Raw genomic sequence first — 19320 nt, 5'->3', positions numbered from 1 at the left:
AGTTATGCCACACTGGGCCATTCAGAATAGCGATGCTGTCAGGTTGCGGGGGTGCGTTTGCCTGCTCGGCGGGCGAAGTCGTCGAGGGCGTCGAGGACTTCTCTTGCCTGCCAGAGGCGGTTGCGGCGCATGCCGGTGAATTCGGTGAGTACGCCGACTTCGACCAAGGCGTTGATGGCGCGTACCGCGTTGGAGTCGGCGATGCCGAGTGCGTCCGCTGCGGTGGCGGCGTCGAAGACCGGCTGGCGCAGGGCGACGTCGATCAGGCGCCATGGGGTGGATCCGCGCCGGGCGCGGACCGCCGATTCCCACCGTTCGCGGATTCGGTGGATATCGGCGACCAGCAGGCGCGCGTTGCCGAGTGCGATGAAGGTGGCTTCGGCGACCTGGTGCACGATCGGTGCCGGGTCGCCGGCCCGATAGGCGGTGAGCGCGGCGAAATAGTCGTCGACGCGGGTCAGCAGTCCGGCGGCGATCGGGACCGTCGCCTGTTCGGTGACGCCCTTCGACCGCAGCATCGCGTGCAGCATCGCCCGCCCGGTCCGTCCATTGCCGTCGATGAACGGGTGAATCGTCTCGAAGTGCGCGTGTGCGAGGGCGGTATGAGCCAGCGCCGGAATGTCGTCGCGCCGGATGAACCGGAGCAGATCGTCGATCGAATCCGGTACGCGGGCGTGATGTGGAGCGACGAAGGCCGCACCATGTGGGCCCACATTGTCGCCACCGATCCACACCTGCTGGGCCCGCCACCGCCCGGCCGACTCCGGCTCGTGCACCATCAGCGCGGCATGCATCTCCAGGAGCAGACGCTCGTCGACCTCGCCGACCAGGTTCATCGCGGTCCGCATCGCACGGACATTGCCCACGATCTCGACCGCGTTGCGCTGGTCGGTGCCGCCGATCTCGGCCAGCGCGATCGCCTTGGCTCCCGAGGTCAGGTGTTCGATCTGGGAGGAGGACGCGGATTCGGTCCGCAGCAGGATCGCGCCGAACGGCGTGAGGTCGGCACCGACCAGGGTGTCGAACCGGGTGATCTCCACGGTGGCGGCGTCGGCGGCGGCCAAGACGTCCGAGGGCAGGCAGACGGACTGTTCGGCGATCGTCGGCACCACTGCGGCCCGGTACGGCCCCGTGTGCCGTGCACGCACTCGGCGTGAGAGCAACTCGGCCGGAATTGTCGGAGTCCAATCGTGAGACTCCCAGGTGACAGACGGCCACACGGCATCTGACGACATCCTGCCATCTTATCATCATTTATTCGATAAATGATCACACCTGGCGGGGATGGTCACGCTTCGGAGGATTCGGGGCGGCGGGAGGGGGCGGTGCGGGCGTGGGTGGCGTAGAGGGTGAGGCCGACGAAGGTGAGGCCGCCTACGAGGTTGCCTATGACTGTGGGGATTTCGTTCCAGATGAGGTAGTCGCCGAGGGAGAAGTCGCCGCCGAGGAGGAGGCCGGACGGGAACAGGAACATGTTGACGATGGAGTGTTCGAAGCCCATGTAGAAGAAGAGCATGATGGGCATCCACATGGCGATCACCTTGCCGGAGACCGAGGTGGACATCATGGCGGCGACCACGCCGGTGGAGACCATCCAGTTGCACAGGACGGCGCGGATGAAGAGGGTGAGCATGCCCGCGGCGCCGTATTCGGCGTAGCCGAGGGTGCGGGCCTCGCCGATCTCGCCGAGTTTCTGGCCGACGGCGCTGGGGTCGACGGAGAAGCCCATGGTCAGGATGATCGCCATCATGACGGCGACGGTGAACGCGCCGGCGAAGTTGCCGACGAAGACCAGGCCCCAGTTGCGCAGCATCGAGCGCACGGTGACGCCGCGGCGCTTGTCGAGCAGGGCCAGCGGGACCAGCGTGAAAACGCCGGTGAGCAGGTCGAATCCGAGCAGGTACAGCATGCAGAAGCCGACCGGGAAGAGGACGGCGCCCAGCAGCGGCTGGCCGGTGTTGACGGTGATGGTGACCGCGAACGCCGCGGCGAGGGCGAGGATCGCGCCCGCCATGTAGGCGCGGATCACGGTGTCCCTGGTGGACATGAATGCCTTGGCTTCGCCCGCGTCGATCATCTTCTCGACGAAGTCCGCTGGTTTGAGATACGACATGTGACCCCTTCGTAGTGCTTCCAGCACAGTAGTTTTCGCCGCCGAGGTTGCCTCGCGATCACCGGAAGTTGCCACTCGGTAAATAGTGGTATTCCACTATGGCGGGCGGGTGCGGGCGGATGGCAGGCTGACGAAGTCCCCGACCGAGGAGCCCGTATGCAACCGATCATGAGCAAGTCCGCCGCCGCCGATCTCGTCGTCGCCGCCCGCATCCGCAAAGGCCTGACCTGGGCTGCCATCGCGGAATCGCTGGGCGCGCCGCTGGTCTGGACGACAGCGGCCCTGCTCGGTCAGCACCCGATGACCGAGGAGCAGGCGGCCGCGGCCTGCGCGCTCCTCGACCTGGACGAGACCGTCGCCGAGAGCCTGCGTCTGCAGCCCTCGCGCGGCGCCGACCCGGCGCAACTGGCCGATCCCACCATCTATCGCCTGGTCGAGGCGGTCTCGGTCTACGGCCCGGCGCTCAAGGCTCTCATCCACGAGGAATTCGGCGACGGCATCATGAGCGCCATCAACTTCAACATCGACATCGCCCGCCGCCCCCACCCCGACGGCGACCGCGTGGTCATCACCCTCGACGGCAAGTTCCTCGACTACCGTTGGTGATCGCGGTCCGCGCGCATCCCGTCACCCGCGATCTCGGTCGCGGTTCCTGATCCGGTCGAAGACCGCGCGCTGATCTTCCTCGGCCTGCCGGTCCTGACACGGTCGGCAACCCCACTGCGGCGAGACGTTGGTGACGCAGCATCCGCCCAGGATGTACTCGCCCCGCTCGGCGGCCTGGAACGACTCGAAGGTGGGGTAGCCGTAGAGGATCCGGAGCATCGGGCCATCGCATTCCGGGCAGCGCGGTGCGTTTTCCTGTGTGTTGGGCACCGGTAGAGCTTGCCGGATCGATGGTCACCGGAGAGCCGAATCGAGGTAGTCGGACGCGGGGTTCGCCGAGTCGCGCGGTGACCGCGTCGTCATCGCCGGCGCGGCCCTCGACCATCGCTGGTAGGTCAGGCCTCCGGGCGTGTCGGGGCCGCGGCGACCGCCCGCGCCTCAGGATCGCCGACCGGCAGGGGTTCGGGTTCGCCGAGACGGACGATGATCACGCCGAGGAGAATCAGCGCGCCGCCGAGTAATTGGATCGGACGGGGGGCCTCGCCGAGCAGGGCCCAGGCGAACAGCAGGGCGGCCAGCACCTCGGTGAGGGCGACGAACGAGGCCAGCCGGGAACCCAGGCGGCGGGTGGCGGCGATGCCGGTGACGTAGGCGATCGCGGCGGTGACGATGCCGATCAGCAGGATCGGGACCCACCACGGCGTGCTGAAATCGTCGAACACGACTGTCGCGGTGGTGGCGTGCAGCGGCACGATGCCGACCAGGCCGGCCAGCACCAGCGTGACCCCGCCGACCAGCAGGCCGCCCGCGGCCAGGACCGTGCCGGGCAGCTCGCCGCCCTGGGCGGAGAGCACGAAATACGCGGCGGCGCCGATCATCGCGGCCAGTGCCCAGGTGATGCCGATCGGATCGGTCGACACCCCGGCGAGGATGTCGAGCACCAGCAGCAGTCCGGTGATGCCGAGCGCGGCACCGGCCAGGGTGGCCGCGCCGGGGCGCTGGCGGTGCCGTGCCCACATCCAGCCGACGACGGCGATCGGCGCGGTGTATTCGATCAGCAACGCCGCGCCGACTTCCATGTGGGCGACCGCGTTGAAGTAGGCCAGCTGGGTGCCGGCTACGGCGAGTAGCCCGTACAGCACGATCAGGGTCGCGTTGGCGCGCAACAGGTTCCAGTTCCCCCGGAGCTGGGGGAGGGCGACGGGCAAGAGGACGACCCCGGCGAGCAGTACGCGCGCGGCGACGACGGCGGCCGCGCTCCAGCCCGCGTTCATCAGCCCGCGCGCGAGTGGGCCGGACAGGCCGAACGCGGTGGCGGAGGCCAGCGCGAAGAGCAGGCCGGTGCGGATCCGGCTGCTCGCCAGTCCGTCATGAGTCAAAGTCGCCATGACTAATGACGGTAAGCAGGCTGCGGTAATATGTCAACGTGGTTTTCGCTCATGACACCGAGGCGGCGCTGCTGGCGGCGGTCGAGCTGGTCAATTCCGCGGAGGACCCCGACACCCTCACCTGCACCGACCAGCTCGACGAGTTCTTCGTGCGGCACGTCTACACGGGTGTGCACACCGGCGACGCCGCGGAACTGGCCGCGGTGCGGGCCCTGCGCGCGCCGCTGCGCCGGATGCTCACCAGCGACCGGGACCGCGCGGTGGTCCTGGTGAACGAGACCCTGGCCGAGCATCGCGCGGTGCCGCAGCTGGTCCGGCACGGTGAGGTCGACTATCACGTACACGCCGTCCCGGCCGAGGCCCCGCTGCCGGTCCGCATCGCCGTCGAGACCGCGATGGCCATGATCGATCTGATCCGTGCCGACGACCTGAGCCGCCTGTCGATCTGCGCCGACGACACCTGCGACGGCCTGGTACTTGACCTGTCCCGCAACCGTTCCCGCCGCTACTGCAGCACTGCCTGCGGCAATCGCAACGCCGTCGCGGCCTACCGGGCCAGGCAGCGCTAGAGCGAGCGCACCTTCGGGCATTTCTTGCCCGCCAGGTGACACTTGTCCTCGAACCCGGCGGGCAGCCACGTCCCGTTGCGCAGCAGCGGATGGTGCGGGAAATGTCGCAGGGCCGCGGTGACGAAGATCAGGGGCGCCCAGGCGCTGCGGATCTGCAGTTGCTGGAGGGTCCCGGCGCGGTCGGGGAACCGGCAGCCGACCAGGTCGGGCGCGGTCAGGTCGACGCTCTCCAATGCCGACCAGTACAGCGAGAACGATCGCTCCGGGTTGGCCAGGTGAATCCGGTGCTGGGAGATCATCGCCGATCCCGGACGTTCGGCCACCCAGCGCGGTTGCGTCGCGGCCTCGGCCCGCAGCCGCCGCGACTCGTTGCGCACCGCGTTGCCCAGGTGGGCGACGGCGCCGAGGGGCGTCCGCCCGTCGGCGCGCACCTGGCCGCGCACCCACTTGCCGTTCCCCGGTCCGCGCCAGGTGAACCACTGGACGCCGCCGTCGGCGAAGCAGGTCTCGCCGGGGTCGAGCCGAACCCTGGTCGCGGTGGACGGTATCCGCTCGCCCCGGCCCGAAGCGAGCAGTTCGGCCACGCCGCACGTGTACAGCAGGTAGTCGTCGAACCAGGTCCAGCCCGCCTGCTCGGCCAGGGCCCGATCGATGTCGGCCAGCGGGTCGAACACGTCTCTCACCACCCACTCACAACGTGCGAACTCTCCTTCCGTCAACGGTAGCGGAGAGTCCACACGGCCCCTCAGCGCTCGCTGTCGAGGGCTGCCATCTGCGCGGGCGCGTACCGCTCGCCCGCCACCGCCGTGGCCGGGGTGGCGGCCTCGATCGCGGTCAGTTCCCGCTCGGTCAGCGCTATCCGCAGTGCGTCCAGGGTCTCGGTCAGGCGGGTGCGGCTGCGCGCGCCGATCACCGGGACGATGTCCTCGCCACGATGCAGGGCCCACGCGATCGCGAGCTGGGCGACCGAAACGCCCTTGGCAGCAGCGATTTCCGCGAGCGCCTCGACCAGGCGCAGATTGCGGGTGAGGTTCTCGCCCTGGAAGCGCGGGCTGTGGGTGCGGAAGTCGGTGGCGTCGGTGGGCGCGCCCGCGCGGAAGGTGTCGCTGAGCAGGCCGCGCGAGAGCACGCCGTAGGCGGTGATCCCGACACCGAGTTCCCTTGCCGCCGGCAGGATCTCGTCCTCGATGCCGCGCGAGAGCAGCGAGTACTCGATCTGCAGATCGACGATCGGGTGCACAGCGGCGGCCCGGCGCAGCGTGTCGGCACCGACTTCGGACAGGCCGATGTGGCGGACATAGCCGGCTTCGACCAGGTCGGCGATGGCGCCGACGGTGTCCTCGATCGGCACCTCGGGATCGAGTCGGGCCGGGCGGTAGATGTCGATGTGGTCGACACCGAGCCGGGTGAGGCTGTAGGTGAGCGAATTGCGGACGGCGGCGGGCCTGCCGTCGAAGCCGGCGAAGGAGCCGTCCGGGCCACGCAGCGCGCCGAACTTCACGCTCAGCACCACGTCCTCGCGGGCCCGTTCGGCGATGGCATTGCCGATCAGCAGTTCGTTGTGGCCGGCGCCGTAGAAGTCGCCGGTGTCGACGAGGTTGATACCAGCGTCGATCGCGGCGTGCAGGGTGGCGGTGGATTCGCGGTCGTCGGCGGCGCCGTACATACCGGACATGCCCATCGCGCCGAGGCCGATGCGGCTGACCCGGGGACCGGTGTCGCCGAGGGAGGTCGAGGGGGAGTGTCGGAAATTCGTCATGACCTCAGCCTGCGTGGGGTGTGCCGGACGCGGCAGAGAGCGTTCATCGGGGGATCGCCGGTCCCTGGCTGGGCCGCGCGCGGTCGCGCACCATGGAGGGATGGACCGCTCCGAGCTCGCCGACTTCCTGCGCAGGCACCGCGAACAGCTGACGCCCGCCGACGTCGGCCTGCCGCCCGGGGTGCGCCGGCGAACTCCCGGGCTGCGCCGCGACGAGGTCGCCCTGCTCACCGGCATGTCGACCGACTACTACACCCGGCTGGAGCAGGCGCGCGGACCGCGCCCGTCGACCCAGGTGCTGGCCGCGCTGGCCCGGGCGCTGCGGCTGAGCGCCGACGAACGCGACCACCTGTTCCATCTGTGCGGTCACCAGTCCCCGGATCGGGAGCTGCGGGACAAGCACGTCGGGCCGGGTCTGCTGCACATGCTGTCCAAACTCGACGACACCCCGGCCGCCGTGATCACCGAGCTCGGCGAAGTGCTCGTCCAGAACCGCATGCACACCCTGCTGGCGGGCGATCACGGCGAGCGCAACGGTCTCGACCGCTACTACGCCTGGCGGTGGTTCACCGATCCCGCCGCCAGGGCGGTGTTCCCGGAAGCGGATTGGGATCGGCTCAGCCGCAGCCATGTCGCCGACCTGCGCGCCACCGCGGCACGCCGGGCAGGCGACGCCGAAGTCGCCCACTACATCGCCGAATTACGCAGCACCAGTCCCGAATTCGAGGCGCTGTGGAACGAACACGAGGTGGCCGTGCGGGTCACCGACAGCAAGCGGTTCGCGCATCCCGAGGTCGGGCTGATCGACACGATCTGCGAGGTCCTGGTCACCAGGAACGCGGCGCAGCGGTTGCTCGTCTACCTGCCCAGGCCCGGGACCGACGCCGCCGAGAAGATGGCGTTGCTGCGCGTGATCGGTACCCAGCGCCTGAGTCCGGCGTGACCGTCAGGGCGCCCCGGTGACGTAGGCGAGCGCGGTGTCGACGGCCGGTTGCCCGCCGGCCAGCGCGTACCCGGCCAGCGCGCCGATCGCCGCGCCTGCCACCGTCGCCACCGGCACGGTGATGAAGTCCAGGACGAACAGCCCGAGCGGGAACCCGAGGACGAAGCCGATCGCCGCCCCGATCACGGCGCCCTGGATGATCTGCGGCTGCAGTCGCTGGGTCTCGGCGAAGAAGCGTTCCTGCGCGCTGATATCGCGCACCGGGGTATCGGACTCGCCGACCGGAGTGAGGGTGAGGCTGGTGCCCGCCGCGTCGATGGCCGGCGTCAGCGGCACCTCGCGCTCGCCGAGGCGGACGACCATCGGCAGCGCGGCGATCACCGTGCCCGCGGCATCGGTCACGGTGACGACCTTCGCGTCGTGCACCAGCTGGAACCGGCCCGCGTCGAGCGTGGTCACCACGGCACGCCGATCCTCGGACACGCCGACCTGGTAGTTCACGTCCTTGTCGACGCCGCGCAGCTGGACGCCGGGCTCGGTGCCGGCCGGTTCGGGCTCGGCGGTCCCGACTCCCGTGCCCGCCAGGGTGACCCCCACCGCCAGCAGCGCCGCGCCGATCACAGTGCCGATCCTCATCCCGCCAAGCCTCCCGCTGATCCACCGGGACCGAATCGTCCCGTTCGTCGCGGCAAACCTAACCGCTGAGCGGCTTTTCGGAAAGTTGTCGGGCGGTCAGCGCGACGCGGCCGACCGTCCCGCATCGGCATTCGGCCTGCGCGCGAAGTCCGGCGCGTGCTCGGGGCGGAGGCCGATACCGCCGAGGTACGCGGCGAGCCCGGCCAGCATCGGCACGGCGTCGACGACCCGCAGCGGCAGTGGGGCAGTGGTCAGCTCACCGCGCAGGGCGGGCGCGATCAGCAGGTCGTGCTCGCCGCGCTGGGAGCGCTGGGTGAAGCTCGCGGGCAGCATCCGCCTGCGCTGCACCTTCTCCAGGTCGGCGGTGCGCACCGTCCCGTCCAGCAACGGCCGCGCGAGCAGGCGCGCGGCCGCGACGGCGTCCTGGACAGCCAGGTTCACGCCGACACCGCCGACCGGCGACATCGTGTGCGCGGCGTCGCCGATGCACAGCAGGCCGGGCACGTACCAGCGATCCAGCATCCCGACGGTCACCTCGAGCAGTTTCACGTCGTCCCAGGACCCGATCGCCGCGGTCGCCTCGGTGGGCCAGCCGAACAGCTCGGTGACGCGTTCGCGGAGCCATGCCACGTCGTGGGCGGCCCGCAGGGCCGCGTCGCGACCCTTCTCGATGATGTAACCGGTCTGGTAGTAGTCGCCGCGGTCGATCGCCACCGCCGAGTTCCCGCTGGTGAAGCGGGCTTGCACCGCGCCACCATCGGTGTCGTCGGCGCCCTTCGGGACGCGGAAGAACCACATGTCCATCGGCACGTCCTCGCTGCGCTGGCGGAGTCCGGCGGCCTCGCGCGCTACGGAATCGCGTCCGTCGCAGGCGATCACGAGGTCGGCGCGCAGGGTGTGCTCGGTGCCGTGGGCGTCGCGGTATCGCACCCCGGTGACGGTATCGGCCTGGTGGATGAGCCCGGTGACGGTCGAGCGCATGCGGAGCGTGAAGGTCGGCTCGGTGGCGGCGGCGCGGACCAGCAGGTCGAGGAAGTCCCACTGCGGGACCATCGCGATGTGGCGGTACCGGCCGGGAATCCGGCTGAGGTCGGCGGCGACGACCATCCGATCGCCGGCGTACATGCACATCCTGGTCAGCGTGGACTGCGGGAGCCGGGCGAAGTCCACGCCGAGGCCGAGTTCGTCGAGCAGTCGCACGGTCGACGGGTGCACGGTGTCGCCGCGGAAATCGCGCAGGAAGTCGGGGTGCTTCTCCAGCACCGTCACCTCGACGCCCGCCCTGGCCAGCAGCAGGCCCGCCATCGTGCCCGCCGGTCCGCCGCCGACGATGCAGCATGTCGTCTTGTCCATGTCTCCCCCTCGAACACCGATGTCTACGACGGAGCGTAGTAGTCAATCCGGGGGCAGGTCCAGGGTTTTCGGAAATCTTCGACCGCCCTTGACGAGGAGGCATGGCCGCGCAATACTGAACTAGATGGTTCAGTATGACTTCCTGGATGCCTCGTTCGGGGCGCTCGCGGACCCCACCCGGCGGGGCATCCTCGAGCAACTCGGGCGTGGGCCCGCCAGCATCAGCGAGTTGGCCGAGCGGTTCGAGATGACCCTGACCGGCATCAAGAAGCACATCGGCCTGCTCGAGAACGCGGGCATGGTGGTCACCGAGAAGCGTGGCCGGGTCCGGTACTGCCGGATCGGCGAGCACGTCTTCGATCGAGAGGTGGCCTGGATGCAGGGTTATCGGCAGATGCTCGAAGCCCGGATGGACCGTCTCGGTGAATTCCTCGAACGAACGGAGCCAGAGCAATGAGCACAACGACCAACGACGCGGTCATCACCTCGACTTCGGACCGCGAAGTCCACATCGAACGCGATTTCGACGCACCGCTGGACCGGGTGTGGAACGCCTACAGCCGGATCGAACAGCTCTCGCGGTGGTGGGGCCGCGGCCATGTCGTCGACGTCGAGCGCTGGGAGTTCCGCAAGGGCGGCCACTGGCGCTTCGTCGAACACGACGGCGACGAGTCCTACGGCTTCGAGGGCCGCTTCCGCGAGATCACCCCGAAGGAGCGCATCGTGCAGTCCTTCGAGTGGGACGGCATGCCCGCCCACATCTCGATCGACTCGACCACCTTCGTCGACCTCGGCAACGGCCGCACCAGGGTCGTCACCGACAGCATCTTCCACACCGCCGAGGAATGCGCGGGCATGCTCGCCTCGGGTATGGAAGGCGGCCTCAACGACAGCTACCGCGCCCTCGACGCCCTGCTGGCCGACGGCCGCTAGCGGCCGTCGGATCCGGCGCCGCGGGAGGCGGCGCCGGATCAGCGGTGGGCGCAGCCGGTCGCCCGCTTGCGTGGCTTCAAACGCAGCGGCGGCAGCGGCGGGGCGGGAATCCGCTCGTCCGGCGCGTGGCCGACCACCTCGGCGAAACGGCTGGTGTCGTGGGCTTCCCAGGCATTGCGGGCCGCGACGATCTCGTCGTGACTGCGGCCGACGAAGTTCCACCACATCACCAGTTCCTCGGCGAATGGTTCACCGCCGATCAGCGCGAAGTGCGCGCCCTCGGTGCTGGTCAGGCGCACCTCGGCCCGATCGGTGCCCAGATACAGCAGGGGGCCGGGCGAGAGTTCGGTCCCGTCCACCACCACGGTGCCCTCGACGACCAGCACCGCGTGCTCGAAGGCGCGTTCCAGCGGCAGCCGCACCTCGGCGCCGGAGTCGAGCACGATATCCGCCCCGACGATCGGTGTGTAGGCCCGTGCCGGTGAGGTGACGCCGCCCAGCGTGCCGATCAGCACGGTGGCCCGCAGCCCCGGTTCCTCGTACACGGGCAGCTCGCGATGCTGCTCGAAATGCGGTTCGATCCCGGTCGCGGTGCCGGGCAGCGCGATCCACAGCTGCAGCCCGTTGCCCGCGTGGGCGCCGGGGACGCCGAACTCCGAATGGGCGATACCGCGGCCCGAGGTCATCAGGTTCAGCTGGCCCGGCTCGATCTCGACGTCGGAGCCCACCGAATCCCGGTGCCGGATCCGGCCGTCGAACGGCCACGTCACCGTCTGCAGGCCGATGTGCGGGTGCGGCAGGATATCGGGCGACGCGCCGGTCCGGGTGACGGTCGGCGAACCGAACCGGTCCAGGAAACACCACGCGCCGACGGTCGGCAGATCCCGTTGCGGCAGGGTGCGTTCGACGTACACACCGCGCACGCCACCGAGGGGTACCTCCCTGGCGGGGTACAGCTCGGTGATCGGTCCCGGACTCGGCGACGGCTCGCACACCGCCTCCGTGGGATCGAGCTCCAGATCGCTCACTTGGCGATGCCCTTGCCGACGACGTGCGCGTCGTACTCGGGGTGCTTGTCGAGCCAGCCGCGGATGAACGGGCAGTGCGCGGTGATGGTGCGCCCGCGCGCGATCACGTCCTCGACGGCCTGGCGGGCGAGCACGCTGCCCAGGCCCTTGCCCGCGAAGGCGCCGTCGATCTCGGTGTGGATGAAATCGGTGTCGTTGTCGCGCTCGATGTACTCGGCGAAGCCGGCCAGTGCGCCGTCGTAGAACACGTCGTAGCGGTTCTTCTCCGGGTTGCGCACGACCCGGCGCTCGGGCTCGGTCGACGCGGGCTGCGCGGCGGGGGTGGTCTCGGACATCTTCTTGCGCTCCTTCCGCACCGGAACAGGGTGCGCGCTCAGGATCGACACGCGGTTGAACGCGCCGATCGCGACGGCGATCCAGATGATCACCGAGATCTGTTCCTCGGACCAATGCTCGCGTGCGATCTCGTATTCCCGATCGGTGCGCTCCTCGTCGGGCAGGGTGGTGACGGCCTCGGCCAGCCCCAGCGCGGCCCGGTCGGCGGCCGAGTACGTGCCGCCGCGCCGCCACGCGGGCAGCACCGCGATCTCCTGTGCCGACAAGCCGGCGCCGAGGCCCGCGTGCTCGTGCACGTCGAGGCAGTACGGGCAGCCGTTGATCTGGGAGACCCGCAGATTGATCAGCTCGATCAGCCGCCGCTCGATCCCCGCGGCCGCCGCGGCGGCGCGGATCTCGGCGGCGGTCGCGCTGAGCGCTTTGAAGATCGCGGGGTGCTGCTTGTCGATCCACACGCGGTCGTGGCGTTCGGTCACTCTCGCGATGCTAGCGCCGCGCGCCGCGGCCCGTCGGACCGCGGCGCGCCGACGGCTATTCCCGACCTGCGGAGGTGAAGGACATGTCGGCGTAGCGGTTGCCCGCCACTTGCCCGGCGATCGGCTCCAGCGTGGCGAGCTCCTCGGCGGTGAGCCGCACCGTGGCCGCCGCGACGTTCTCGGCCAGCCGGACGCGCTTGCGGGTGCCGGGGATCGGCACCACCGGCAGGCCGTGCGCCTCGGCGCGCGCGTGCACCCACGCCAGCGCCGCCTGGGCCTGGGTGATCCCGTGCGCCGCGGCGATCGCGGCCAGCGGGGCGAGCAGCTCGGCGTTGTGCTCGGCGTTGTCGCCGGTGAAGCGGGGCTGGAACCGGCGGAAGTCCTTGTCGCCGAGGTCCTTCGCGGTGCGGAACGCGCCGGTGAGGAAGCCACGACCCAGCGGCGAGTACGGCACGAACGCCACGCCGAGTTCGGCGGCGGCGGGCACCGCGGTGCGCTCGACGTCGCGGGAGAACAGCGACCACTCCGACTGCACGGCCGCGATCGGGTGCACCGCGTGCGCGGCGCGCAGTTCGTCGCCGGTCACCTCCGAGAGCCCCAGCGCGCGCACCTTGCCCGCCGCGACGAGTTCGGCCAGCGTGCCGACGGTCTCCTCGATCGGCACCCGCGGATCGCGCCGGTGCATGTAGTACAGGTCGATCGTGTCGATGCCGAGCCTGCGCAGGCTCGCGTCGACCGCGGCGCGGATGTAGCCGGGGGAGTTGTCGAAGCCGCGGTAGGCGGGATCGTCGGCCTTGCGCACGATGCCGAACTTGGTCGCGATCACCAGCTCGTCGCGATGGGCGCGGACGAACTCGGACAGGAACTCCTCGTTGTGGCCCGAGCCGTAGATGTCGGCGGTGTCGAACAGGGTGACGCCGAGTTCGAGCGCGTGCTCGAGGGTGGCGCGCGATTCGGCCGGATCGGTCTCGCCGTAGAACTCGCTGATGCCCATGCAGCCCAGGCCCTGCACGCCGACCAGCGGGCCGTCGGTGCCGAGGGTGGTGGTGGGCAGCATCGCGGTGGTGCTCATGTATCGGTTCCTTCGCTCGTGGACGCGGTGCGCGTGGCCGGCCGGTCGGCCTCGGATCTGCCCTCGTAGATGGCGATCTTGTAGTCGAGGACGGCCACGGTCTGCTGGAGTTCCGCGATCTTGTCGAGCACGTCGGACCTGGTCTGGCGGAACATCGCGAGCCGCTCCGGGTAGGTCTGCTCACCCGCCTTGACCAGTTCGGCGTAGCGGATCATGTCGGCCACCGGCATGCCGGTCATCCGCAACCGCTTGATCAGCGTCAGCCATTCCAGGTCGCGGTCGCTGAAGCGCCGGTTGCCGGTGTGGTCGCGGCCGACGTAGCTCATCAGCCCGATCCGCTCGTACCAGCGCAGGGTGTCGCGACTGAGGCCCGATCGCTCGGCGACCTGGCCGATCGAGTATCGCGGGCGTTCGCGATCGTCGTCCCCGGCGGTGCTGCGCAGGGCCGCGTCCTGATCCATCGTGCTCGTCCCTTTCTCGTGGAACCCCACCGACGCTATCCACCTGGAGTGCGCTCCAAGCAAGACTTATTCTCGCGGGACGAGCGAATTCAGTTGTACTTCGGCAGTTCCTGCACGGCCCACCGGTTGCCGTCGGGGTCGGCGAAGAAGGTGAACAGGCCCCAGCCCATGTCCTGCACCGGGCTGGCCTCCACGCCCGCGGCCACGAGCTGCTCGTAGGCCTGCTGGGCGCTGGGGACGACCATCTGCATGCCCTCGACGCTGCCGGGGGCCGCACTGGTCAGGCCGCGGCCGATGCAGATCGAGCAGCCGGAGCCGGGCGGGGTGAGCTGGACGAAGCGGATGTCCGGGCTCGGGGTGTGGTCGTGATCGGCGTTGAAACCGATGCTGGTGTAGAAGTCCTTGGCCCGATCGACATCGGTGACCGGGATGGCAACGAGTTCGATTTTCCAATCCATGCCGTTCAGCATGGCACCAGAGGCCGACAGAAACGTAGTGTGGATCACATGGCAGGTAAGGACATCGACCGCGTCAGGGCCCGATCGGCCTGGGAGACGGTCAAGGAGAGCCCGGTGATCACCGCGATCGCGGTGGCGCCGGTGGTGCTGGTGCTCGGCGTGGTGTGGTGGCTGACGAACGGTTTCGTCGCCTTCGTGCTGCTCGCCCTGCTGGGGGTCGGCATCGTCGTCGGCGGCAAGCTGCTCAAGTAGCCGCGTCCGCCCTCAGCGGGGCACGTGGAAGTACGTGAGTTCACCCGAACCCGGGTCCAGCTGTGCCCACGGCCGGTCGAACTCGAGCACGGCCAGCGCCGAGGTGGGAAATTTGCGGCTGAGCTCGGTCGCCTGATCGGAGTCGCGATTGGCCGCGAGTTCCCAAGCGGTCCACGGGATTCCGGGCACGTGCCCGACGACGAGCAGCGTGCCGACGGCATCGTCGGTGAGCTGGACCAGCTCGATCAGGGTGTGCGGGTTCGCCTCGTAGATGTCGTCGGTGTACTCCACCGGCGCATCGATCCCGGTCGCGGCGAGCGTCTGCCTGGTCCTGGTGGCGGTCGAGCAGCGCACGGCGTCGATCGGCGGCTGGGTGGCCCGCAGCCAGTCACCAGCCAGGGCCGCCTCCCGCTGCCCACGCGGCGCCAGCGGGCGGGCGTGATCGCCGACACCGTCGGGGTATGCCGATTTTCCGTGCCGCATGAGGATCAGGGTCGCCACCATGGGAACCACCGTAATCCCGACCGCCGGTGAGGTAGCGGTCACACTCGAGGCACACTGAAAGCTGCGTCACCGTAGATGTGTTCGTGGCACACCCGCCGCGGGCCCGCCACGGACGACGTCTCGAGCCACCGACCACACATTTCGAGGATCTGCACACTATGGCCTACGTCATCACGCAGCGTTGTTGCAACGACGCCAGCTGCGTCACCGAGTGCCCGGTCGACTGCATCCGTCCGACCCCGGATCAGCCGGAATTCGCCACGGCGGAGATGCTGTACATCGACCCCGACACCTGCATCGACTGCGGAGCCTGTGTCGACGCGTGCCCGGTGGACGCCATCTTCTCCGAGGACGACCTGCTCGCCTCGCTGGCCAGGTACCGCGAGATCAACGCCGCCTACTTCCAGCGCCACCCGCTGGAGTCGAACTTCGATCCGCTGGCGACCCCGACCCGTCCGCCCAAGGACCTGGGCACGCTGCGCGTCGCGATCGTCGGCGCCGGCCCGGCCGCCTGCTACGCCGCCGACGAACTGCTGCGCCGCAGCGACGTCGAGGTCGAGATGTTCGACCGGCTGCCGACCCCGTGGGGTCTGGTCCGGGCGGGCGTCGCGCCCGACCATGCGGGCACCAAGAACGTGGCGAACATGTTCGACTCGGCCTTCCGCCGCGAGACGCTGCAGTACTACCTCAACGTCGAGGTCGGTCAGCACATCGACCATCAGGAACTGCTCGATCACCACCACGCGGTGATCTACGCGGTCGGCGCGTCCAGCGATCGCAAGCTCGGCGTGCCCGGCGAGGACCTGCCCGGCAGTCACTCGGCCACCGAGTTCGTCGCCTGGTACAACGGCCACCCCGACTTCGCCGATCGCGAGTTCGACCTGTCGGGCGAGCGCGCGGTGATCGTCGGTAACGGCAATGTCGCGCTCGACGTCGCTCGCGTGCTCACTGTCGACCCGGACGAGCTCGCCAAGACCGACATCGCCGACCACGCCCTGGACGCGCTGCGCAACAGCAACATCCGCGAGGTGGTGATCCTGGGCAGGCGCGGCCCGCTGCAAGCCGCCTACAGCACCCCGGAGTTCCTGTCGCTGACGCACCTGAAGGGCGTCGACGTCGTCGTCGATCCGGCCGATCTGGCGCTGGACCCGCACAGCCAGGCGCTGCTCGACGACCCGAACATCGAGCCGTCGCTGCGGCTGAAGTACACCCTCGCGCAGGAGTACTCCACCGCCGAGCACGATCCCGCGCACAAGCGGATCGTCTTCCGCTACCTGACCACGCCGACCGCGGTGCACGGCGAGGACAAGGCAACCTCGATCGAGTTCGCGCACAACGAGCTGACCGAGGAGAACGGTCAGCTCGTGGCGACCGCCACCGATCGCACCGAGTCGCTCGACACCGGTCTGGTGCTGCGTTCGATCGGTTACCGCGGCGTGCCGATCGCGGGTCTGCCCTTCGACGAGCGGCGCGGCACCGTGCCCAGCGAGCACGGCCGGGTCATCGAGGCGACCGAGCCGGTGCCGGGCGTGTACGTCTCCGGCTGGATCAAGCGCGGCCCGCGCGGCGTGATCGGCTCCAATCGGGTCGACGCGGAGGAAACGGTGGAGGCGCTGATCGCCGACTTCATCGCGGGCAAGCTCACCGCGCCGACCGGTGACCGGGCGGCGCTGCAGGCGCTGCTCGCGCAGCGGCAGCCGGAGCTGGTCGACCGGAAGGGCTGGAAGACCATCGACCAGGCCGAGAAGGCCGCGGGCAAGGCGGCGGGCAGGCCGCGGGTCAAGTTCACCACCCGCGCCGATCTGCTCAAAGCGGCCAAGGGCTAGCCGAGGCAGCCCCGGTCCGCGCGGCGGGCCGGGGCTACTCCGGCAGGGGCATGATCCGGACGACGGTCGTGGTGATCCCGCCGACCACGAACCACAGCCGCAGTACCGGGCGGCCGGTCCGGTCGCCCGATTCGTAGCGGCCGCGCACCGTGATGTGCTCACGGGCCAGCACCGGGGCCACGTATTCGATGACCGCGCGGTGCGGTCCGGCGACCAGCTTGGGGTAGTCGACCAGGAACTGCTCGACCGCCTGCCAGTAGCAGGTGTGGTTGACGTGGTTGTACTGGTCGATATCGGTCGCGCGGACCGGGAACGGCAGATCGGTGTCGGACTCGCGCGGGGCCGGATCGGTCAGGTAGGGCCGCCAGCGCAACCGGTGCTCGTCGGTGGATCGGGCCAGGTAGGCCAGGCCCTCGTCGCTGATCCGGGCGGGCAGATTGCTGGACTCGCTGAGGTTGATCCAGAAGCCCTCGGTCTCGATCAGCCCGCCGCCGTCGCTGGTGATCCGCGTGCGCATGTTCGTCCACCGGGTCGACATGCTCGAACACCAGCGGGTCAGGTGCACCTGGTCGGGCCAGGTGACCGGCCGGATGACGTCGATGACGGTGCGGCGCACGATCCAGGTGGGGTCGGTCCGATGCAGGGCCGTCTGATGCAGTTCGTCCCAGGAGATGTCCTGCAGATAGCGCGCCACGGCATCGAAGCGCAGCCGGTGATAGGGATCCACATCGCCAGCCCGGACGGGCCACGCCGCGGCGAAACCCATGCCCTCCTGGGGAAGCGGGGCCAGTGGCTGATCGAGTGACACGTGTGCTCCTTGCACGGCGCACCAGGTGTGCCGCGACTTCTTGCGTAGTTCTGCTGACGACTTTACGGGGCGCAGATCACACCCTCGCGCGGAGCCGGGGCAAGCGGTATCGAATTCCACCGGCTCCCGGTAGCCTGCAGGAATGGCCGGCGGGGCGATGGCGGGCTCGATGTTCGGGCGCTATGAATTGCGCAGACTCCTCGGAGTCGGCGGTATGGGGGAGGTCTACGAGGCCTACGACACCTCCAAGAATCGCACTGTCGCCGTCAAGGTGCTCAACCGCGATCTGGCCAGAGACCCCGTCTACGTGCAGCGATTCCGCCGGGAGTCGCACGCGATGGCGAGTGTGCAGGAGCCGCACGTCATCCCGGTGCACGACTGGGGTGAGGTCGACGGTGTCCTCTACATCGACATGCGGCTGGTCAAGGGCACCGATCTCAAGGACCGCCTGCAGCGGCACGGCAGGCTGACGCCCGGTGAGGCGGTGCAGGTGGTCGAACAGATCGCCGCCGCGCTCGACGCCGCCCACGAGATCGGCCTGATCCATCGCGACGTGAAGCCCGCCAACATCCTGCTCACCAGCAGCATGTTCGCCTACCTGGTCGACTTCGGCATCGCGCACACCGACTCCGATCCGCAGCTCACCAGCACCGGCAGCGCCGTCGGCTCGATGGCCTACATGGCGCCGGAACGCTTCGAGGACGCGCCGCTGACCGCCGCCGTCGACACCTACGCGCTGACCTGCGTGCTCTACGAGGCCCTGGTCGGGCGGGTCCCGTACCCGGTGAACAGCCTCGCAGGCGCGATCGGCTCGCATCAGATGGCGCCGCCGCCACGGCCCAGCGCCGTGGACCCGGCCCTGGAATTCTTCGATCCGGTGATCGATCGGGGCATGGCCAAGCGGCCGGGACAGCGCTACGCCACTCCCGGTGACCTGGCTCGCGCGGCCCGCGCCGCGCTGGTGCAGGGCGAGCGCGCGGCGCCGCGCACCGCGCCGGGCCCGCAAGTGGCGGCGGCGACCGTGGTCGGCCCGCTGACCGGGCCCCGGTCTTACGACACCGGTGAGCCGCCACCGCCGACGGTGTCCGGTCCCCAGGTGGTGGTGCCGCAGGCCGCCGGCCCGCAGCCGCAGTGGACGCCGCCGCCGGGCTATCGGATGAACGGTCCGCAGCCCACCCGGCCCGGCGGATACACCCACCCCTCCGCGCCGCTGCCGCTGCCGCCGCAGCGCGGGTCGTCGACGCCGATCCTGGCCGGTGCGCTGGGCGCGCTGATCGTGGTCGCGGTGGTCGGCGCGGCGGTGTGGATCATGCTCAGCGTCGGCGACGACAAGCAGCGGACCATCGCCGATCCGCCGATCACGACCACCGGCGACGTGGTCCCGCCGCCGGTGATCGAGACGGTCAGCCAGACCGTGCCGACCACCCGGATCGCGCCGACCCCGACCCCGACGACGGTGCCGCCGCTGCAATCGAGCGTCTCCGGCGCCGACGGCCAGGGCTTCCTGACCAGCCCGCGCTGCAACGACAACGACGCCGCGATGACGATCGCGCGCACCACCGGCTCCCGTGTCGTCATCTGCCACACCGGCGACAACCGCTACTACTACAAGGGCGCGCGCGCCAGCGACGGCCTCGGGATCGAACTCGACGACCCGGTGCCGACCGGCGGTGGTGGTTTCACCGCGACCAATCCGACCGACGGCACGCAGTATCAGCTCAGTTCGGCCGGACTCACCATCGTCAAGGGCGGCTCGGTGCTGGCCAGCGAGTCGGTGACGGAATTCGCCCATCGCTGAT

23 protein-coding genes and 1 pseudogene are annotated in these 19320 nt (G+C 69.7%); 8 read left to right on the top strand and 16 right to left on the bottom strand.

Annotated elements, in window-relative coordinates; all coding sequences use genetic code 11:
- Positions 1–38 precede the first annotated feature (38 nt).
- The gene (locus Q7X29_RS31190; RefSeq protein ID WP_316576174.1) at positions 39–1148 is read right to left on the bottom strand and encodes a Fic family protein; all 1110 of its coding nucleotides are present in this window, start codon (positions 1146–1148) and stop codon (positions 39–41) included.
- Between the two features lie 140 nt (positions 1149–1288).
- Positions 1289–2113 (bottom strand): formate/nitrite transporter family protein, encoded by an 825-nt coding sequence (locus Q7X29_RS31185; RefSeq protein ID WP_316576173.1) that lies wholly within the window; start codon positions 2111–2113, stop codon positions 1289–1291.
- A gap of 156 nt (positions 2114–2269) precedes the next feature.
- Between Q7X29_RS31185 and cynS the strand changes: the two genes are divergently transcribed.
- Complete coding sequence (gene cynS / locus Q7X29_RS31180; RefSeq protein WP_218719617.1) at positions 2270–2719, top strand: cyanase; 450 nt, start codon at positions 2270–2272, stop codon at positions 2717–2719.
- Between the two features lie 21 nt (positions 2720–2740).
- Here cynS and Q7X29_RS31175 read toward each other — a convergent pair whose 3' ends face one another.
- Together Q7X29_RS31175 and Q7X29_RS31170 are read right to left on the bottom strand one after the other, a co-directional pair.
- On the bottom strand, positions 2741–2938 hold the full coding sequence (locus Q7X29_RS31175) for a hypothetical protein (protein WP_218719618.1): 198 nt from the start codon (positions 2936–2938) through the stop codon (positions 2741–2743).
- 176 nt (positions 2939–3114) lie between these two features.
- Positions 3115–4107 (bottom strand): DMT family transporter, encoded by a 993-nt coding sequence (locus tag Q7X29_RS31170; protein WP_316576172.1) that lies wholly within the window; start codon positions 4105–4107, stop codon positions 3115–3117.
- 38 nt (positions 4108–4145) lie between these two features.
- On the opposite strand from Q7X29_RS31170, the gene Q7X29_RS31165 reads away from it, so the two are divergent.
- Positions 4146–4676, top strand: coding sequence for a CGNR zinc finger domain-containing protein (locus tag Q7X29_RS31165; RefSeq protein ID WP_316576171.1), 531 nt, complete (start codon positions 4146–4148; stop codon positions 4674–4676).
- Here the strand turns inward: Q7X29_RS31165 and Q7X29_RS31160 are convergent.
- On the bottom strand, positions 4673–5359 hold the full coding sequence (locus Q7X29_RS31160) for a hypothetical protein (protein ID WP_316576170.1): 687 nt from the start codon (positions 5357–5359) through the stop codon (positions 4673–4675). The genes Q7X29_RS31165 and Q7X29_RS31160 overlap by 4 nt on opposite strands.
- Positions 5360–5421: 62 nt before the next feature.
- Entirely contained in the window at positions 5422–6435 is a 1014-nt protein-coding gene (locus Q7X29_RS31155; RefSeq protein WP_316576169.1) for an aldo/keto reductase, read from the bottom strand.
- 100 nt (positions 6436–6535) lie between these two features.
- Between Q7X29_RS31155 and Q7X29_RS31150 the strand changes: the two genes are divergently transcribed.
- The gene (locus tag Q7X29_RS31150; RefSeq protein ID WP_316576168.1) at positions 6536–7378 is read left to right on the top strand and encodes a helix-turn-helix transcriptional regulator; all 843 of its coding nucleotides are present in this window, start codon (positions 6536–6538) and stop codon (positions 7376–7378) included.
- A gap of 3 nt (positions 7379–7381) precedes the next feature.
- Here Q7X29_RS31150 and Q7X29_RS31145 read toward each other — a convergent pair whose 3' ends face one another.
- Positions 7382–8014 (bottom strand): hypothetical protein, encoded by a 633-nt coding sequence (locus Q7X29_RS31145; protein ID WP_218719624.1) that lies wholly within the window; start codon positions 8012–8014, stop codon positions 7382–7384.
- Positions 8015–8110: 96 nt separating this feature from the next.
- A complete protein-coding gene (locus Q7X29_RS31140) occupies positions 8111–9367 on the bottom strand; it encodes an FAD-dependent oxidoreductase (RefSeq protein WP_316576167.1) in 1257 nt (418 codons plus the stop codon).
- A gap of 124 nt (positions 9368–9491) precedes the next feature.
- On the opposite strand from Q7X29_RS31140, the gene Q7X29_RS31135 reads away from it, so the two are divergent.
- Complete coding sequence (locus tag Q7X29_RS31135) at positions 9492–9824, top strand: ArsR/SmtB family transcription factor (RefSeq protein WP_218719626.1); 333 nt, start codon at positions 9492–9494, stop codon at positions 9822–9824.
- Positions 9821–10300: an SRPBCC family protein gene (locus Q7X29_RS31130; protein ID WP_218719627.1), complete on the top strand. Its 480-nt coding sequence runs from the start codon at positions 9821–9823 to the stop codon at positions 10298–10300. The genes Q7X29_RS31135 and Q7X29_RS31130 overlap by 4 nt, the downstream gene beginning before the upstream one ends.
- Before the next feature lie 38 nt (positions 10301–10338).
- On the opposite strand, the gene Q7X29_RS31125 is transcribed toward Q7X29_RS31130, so the two are convergent.
- From Q7X29_RS31125 to Q7X29_RS31100, 6 genes and pseudogenes are all read right to left on the bottom strand, one after another.
- A complete protein-coding gene (locus Q7X29_RS31125) occupies positions 10339–11328 on the bottom strand; it encodes a pirin family protein (protein WP_316576166.1) in 990 nt (329 codons plus the stop codon).
- The gene (locus tag Q7X29_RS31120; protein WP_255588125.1) at positions 11325–11663 is read right to left on the bottom strand and encodes a GNAT family N-acetyltransferase; all 339 of its coding nucleotides are present in this window, start codon (positions 11661–11663) and stop codon (positions 11325–11327) included. The genes Q7X29_RS31125 and Q7X29_RS31120 overlap by 4 nt, the downstream gene beginning before the upstream one ends.
- A 15-nt stretch (positions 11664–11678) precedes the next feature.
- Positions 11679–12140: pseudogene (locus Q7X29_RS31115) on the bottom strand (carboxymuconolactone decarboxylase family protein); the annotation flags it as partial.
- Positions 12141–12195: 55 nt separating this feature from the next.
- Positions 12196–13212, bottom strand: a complete 1017-nt coding sequence (locus Q7X29_RS31110; RefSeq protein ID WP_316576165.1) for an aldo/keto reductase — start codon at positions 13210–13212, stop codon at positions 12196–12198.
- On the bottom strand, positions 13209–13673 hold the full coding sequence (locus tag Q7X29_RS31105) for a MerR family transcriptional regulator (protein ID WP_218719631.1): 465 nt from the start codon (positions 13671–13673) through the stop codon (positions 13209–13211). The genes Q7X29_RS31110 and Q7X29_RS31105 overlap by 4 nt, the downstream gene beginning before the upstream one ends.
- A gap of 89 nt (positions 13674–13762) precedes the next feature.
- Entirely contained in the window at positions 13763–14131 is a 369-nt protein-coding gene (locus Q7X29_RS31100; RefSeq protein WP_218719632.1) for a VOC family protein, read from the bottom strand.
- Between the two features lie 48 nt (positions 14132–14179).
- Between Q7X29_RS31100 and Q7X29_RS31095 the strand changes: the two genes are divergently transcribed.
- Positions 14180–14383, top strand: a complete 204-nt coding sequence (locus tag Q7X29_RS31095; RefSeq protein ID WP_218719633.1) for a hypothetical protein — start codon at positions 14180–14182, stop codon at positions 14381–14383.
- Positions 14384–14395: 12 nt separating this feature from the next.
- Here Q7X29_RS31095 and Q7X29_RS31090 read toward each other — a convergent pair whose 3' ends face one another.
- Positions 14396–14887 carry a SixA phosphatase family protein gene (locus tag Q7X29_RS31090; RefSeq protein WP_316576164.1) on the bottom strand — a complete coding sequence of 164 codons (492 nt, stop codon included), beginning with the start codon at positions 14885–14887 and terminating at the stop codon, positions 14396–14398.
- Positions 14888–15045: 158 nt separating this feature from the next.
- On the opposite strand from Q7X29_RS31090, the gene Q7X29_RS31085 reads away from it, so the two are divergent.
- Positions 15046–16713, top strand: coding sequence for an FAD-dependent oxidoreductase (locus Q7X29_RS31085; RefSeq protein ID WP_218719635.1), 1668 nt, complete (start codon positions 15046–15048; stop codon positions 16711–16713).
- 34 nt (positions 16714–16747) lie between these two features.
- On the opposite strand, the gene Q7X29_RS31080 is transcribed toward Q7X29_RS31085, so the two are convergent.
- The gene (locus Q7X29_RS31080; RefSeq protein WP_218719636.1) at positions 16748–17521 is read right to left on the bottom strand and encodes an acyl-[acyl-carrier-protein] thioesterase; all 774 of its coding nucleotides are present in this window, start codon (positions 17519–17521) and stop codon (positions 16748–16750) included.
- 142 nt (positions 17522–17663) lie between these two features.
- On the opposite strand from Q7X29_RS31080, the gene Q7X29_RS31075 reads away from it, so the two are divergent.
- A complete protein-coding gene (locus Q7X29_RS31075; RefSeq protein ID WP_316576163.1) occupies positions 17664–19319 on the top strand; it encodes a serine/threonine-protein kinase in 1656 nt (551 codons plus the stop codon).
- Position 19320: the final 1 nt, after the last annotated feature.

The organism is Nocardia canadensis (assembly GCF_032656385.1).
Taxonomy (GTDB): domain Bacteria; phylum Actinomycetota; class Actinomycetes; order Mycobacteriales; family Mycobacteriaceae; genus Nocardia; species Nocardia canadensis.
This window is presented reverse-complemented; position numbering and strand designations above follow the sequence as displayed.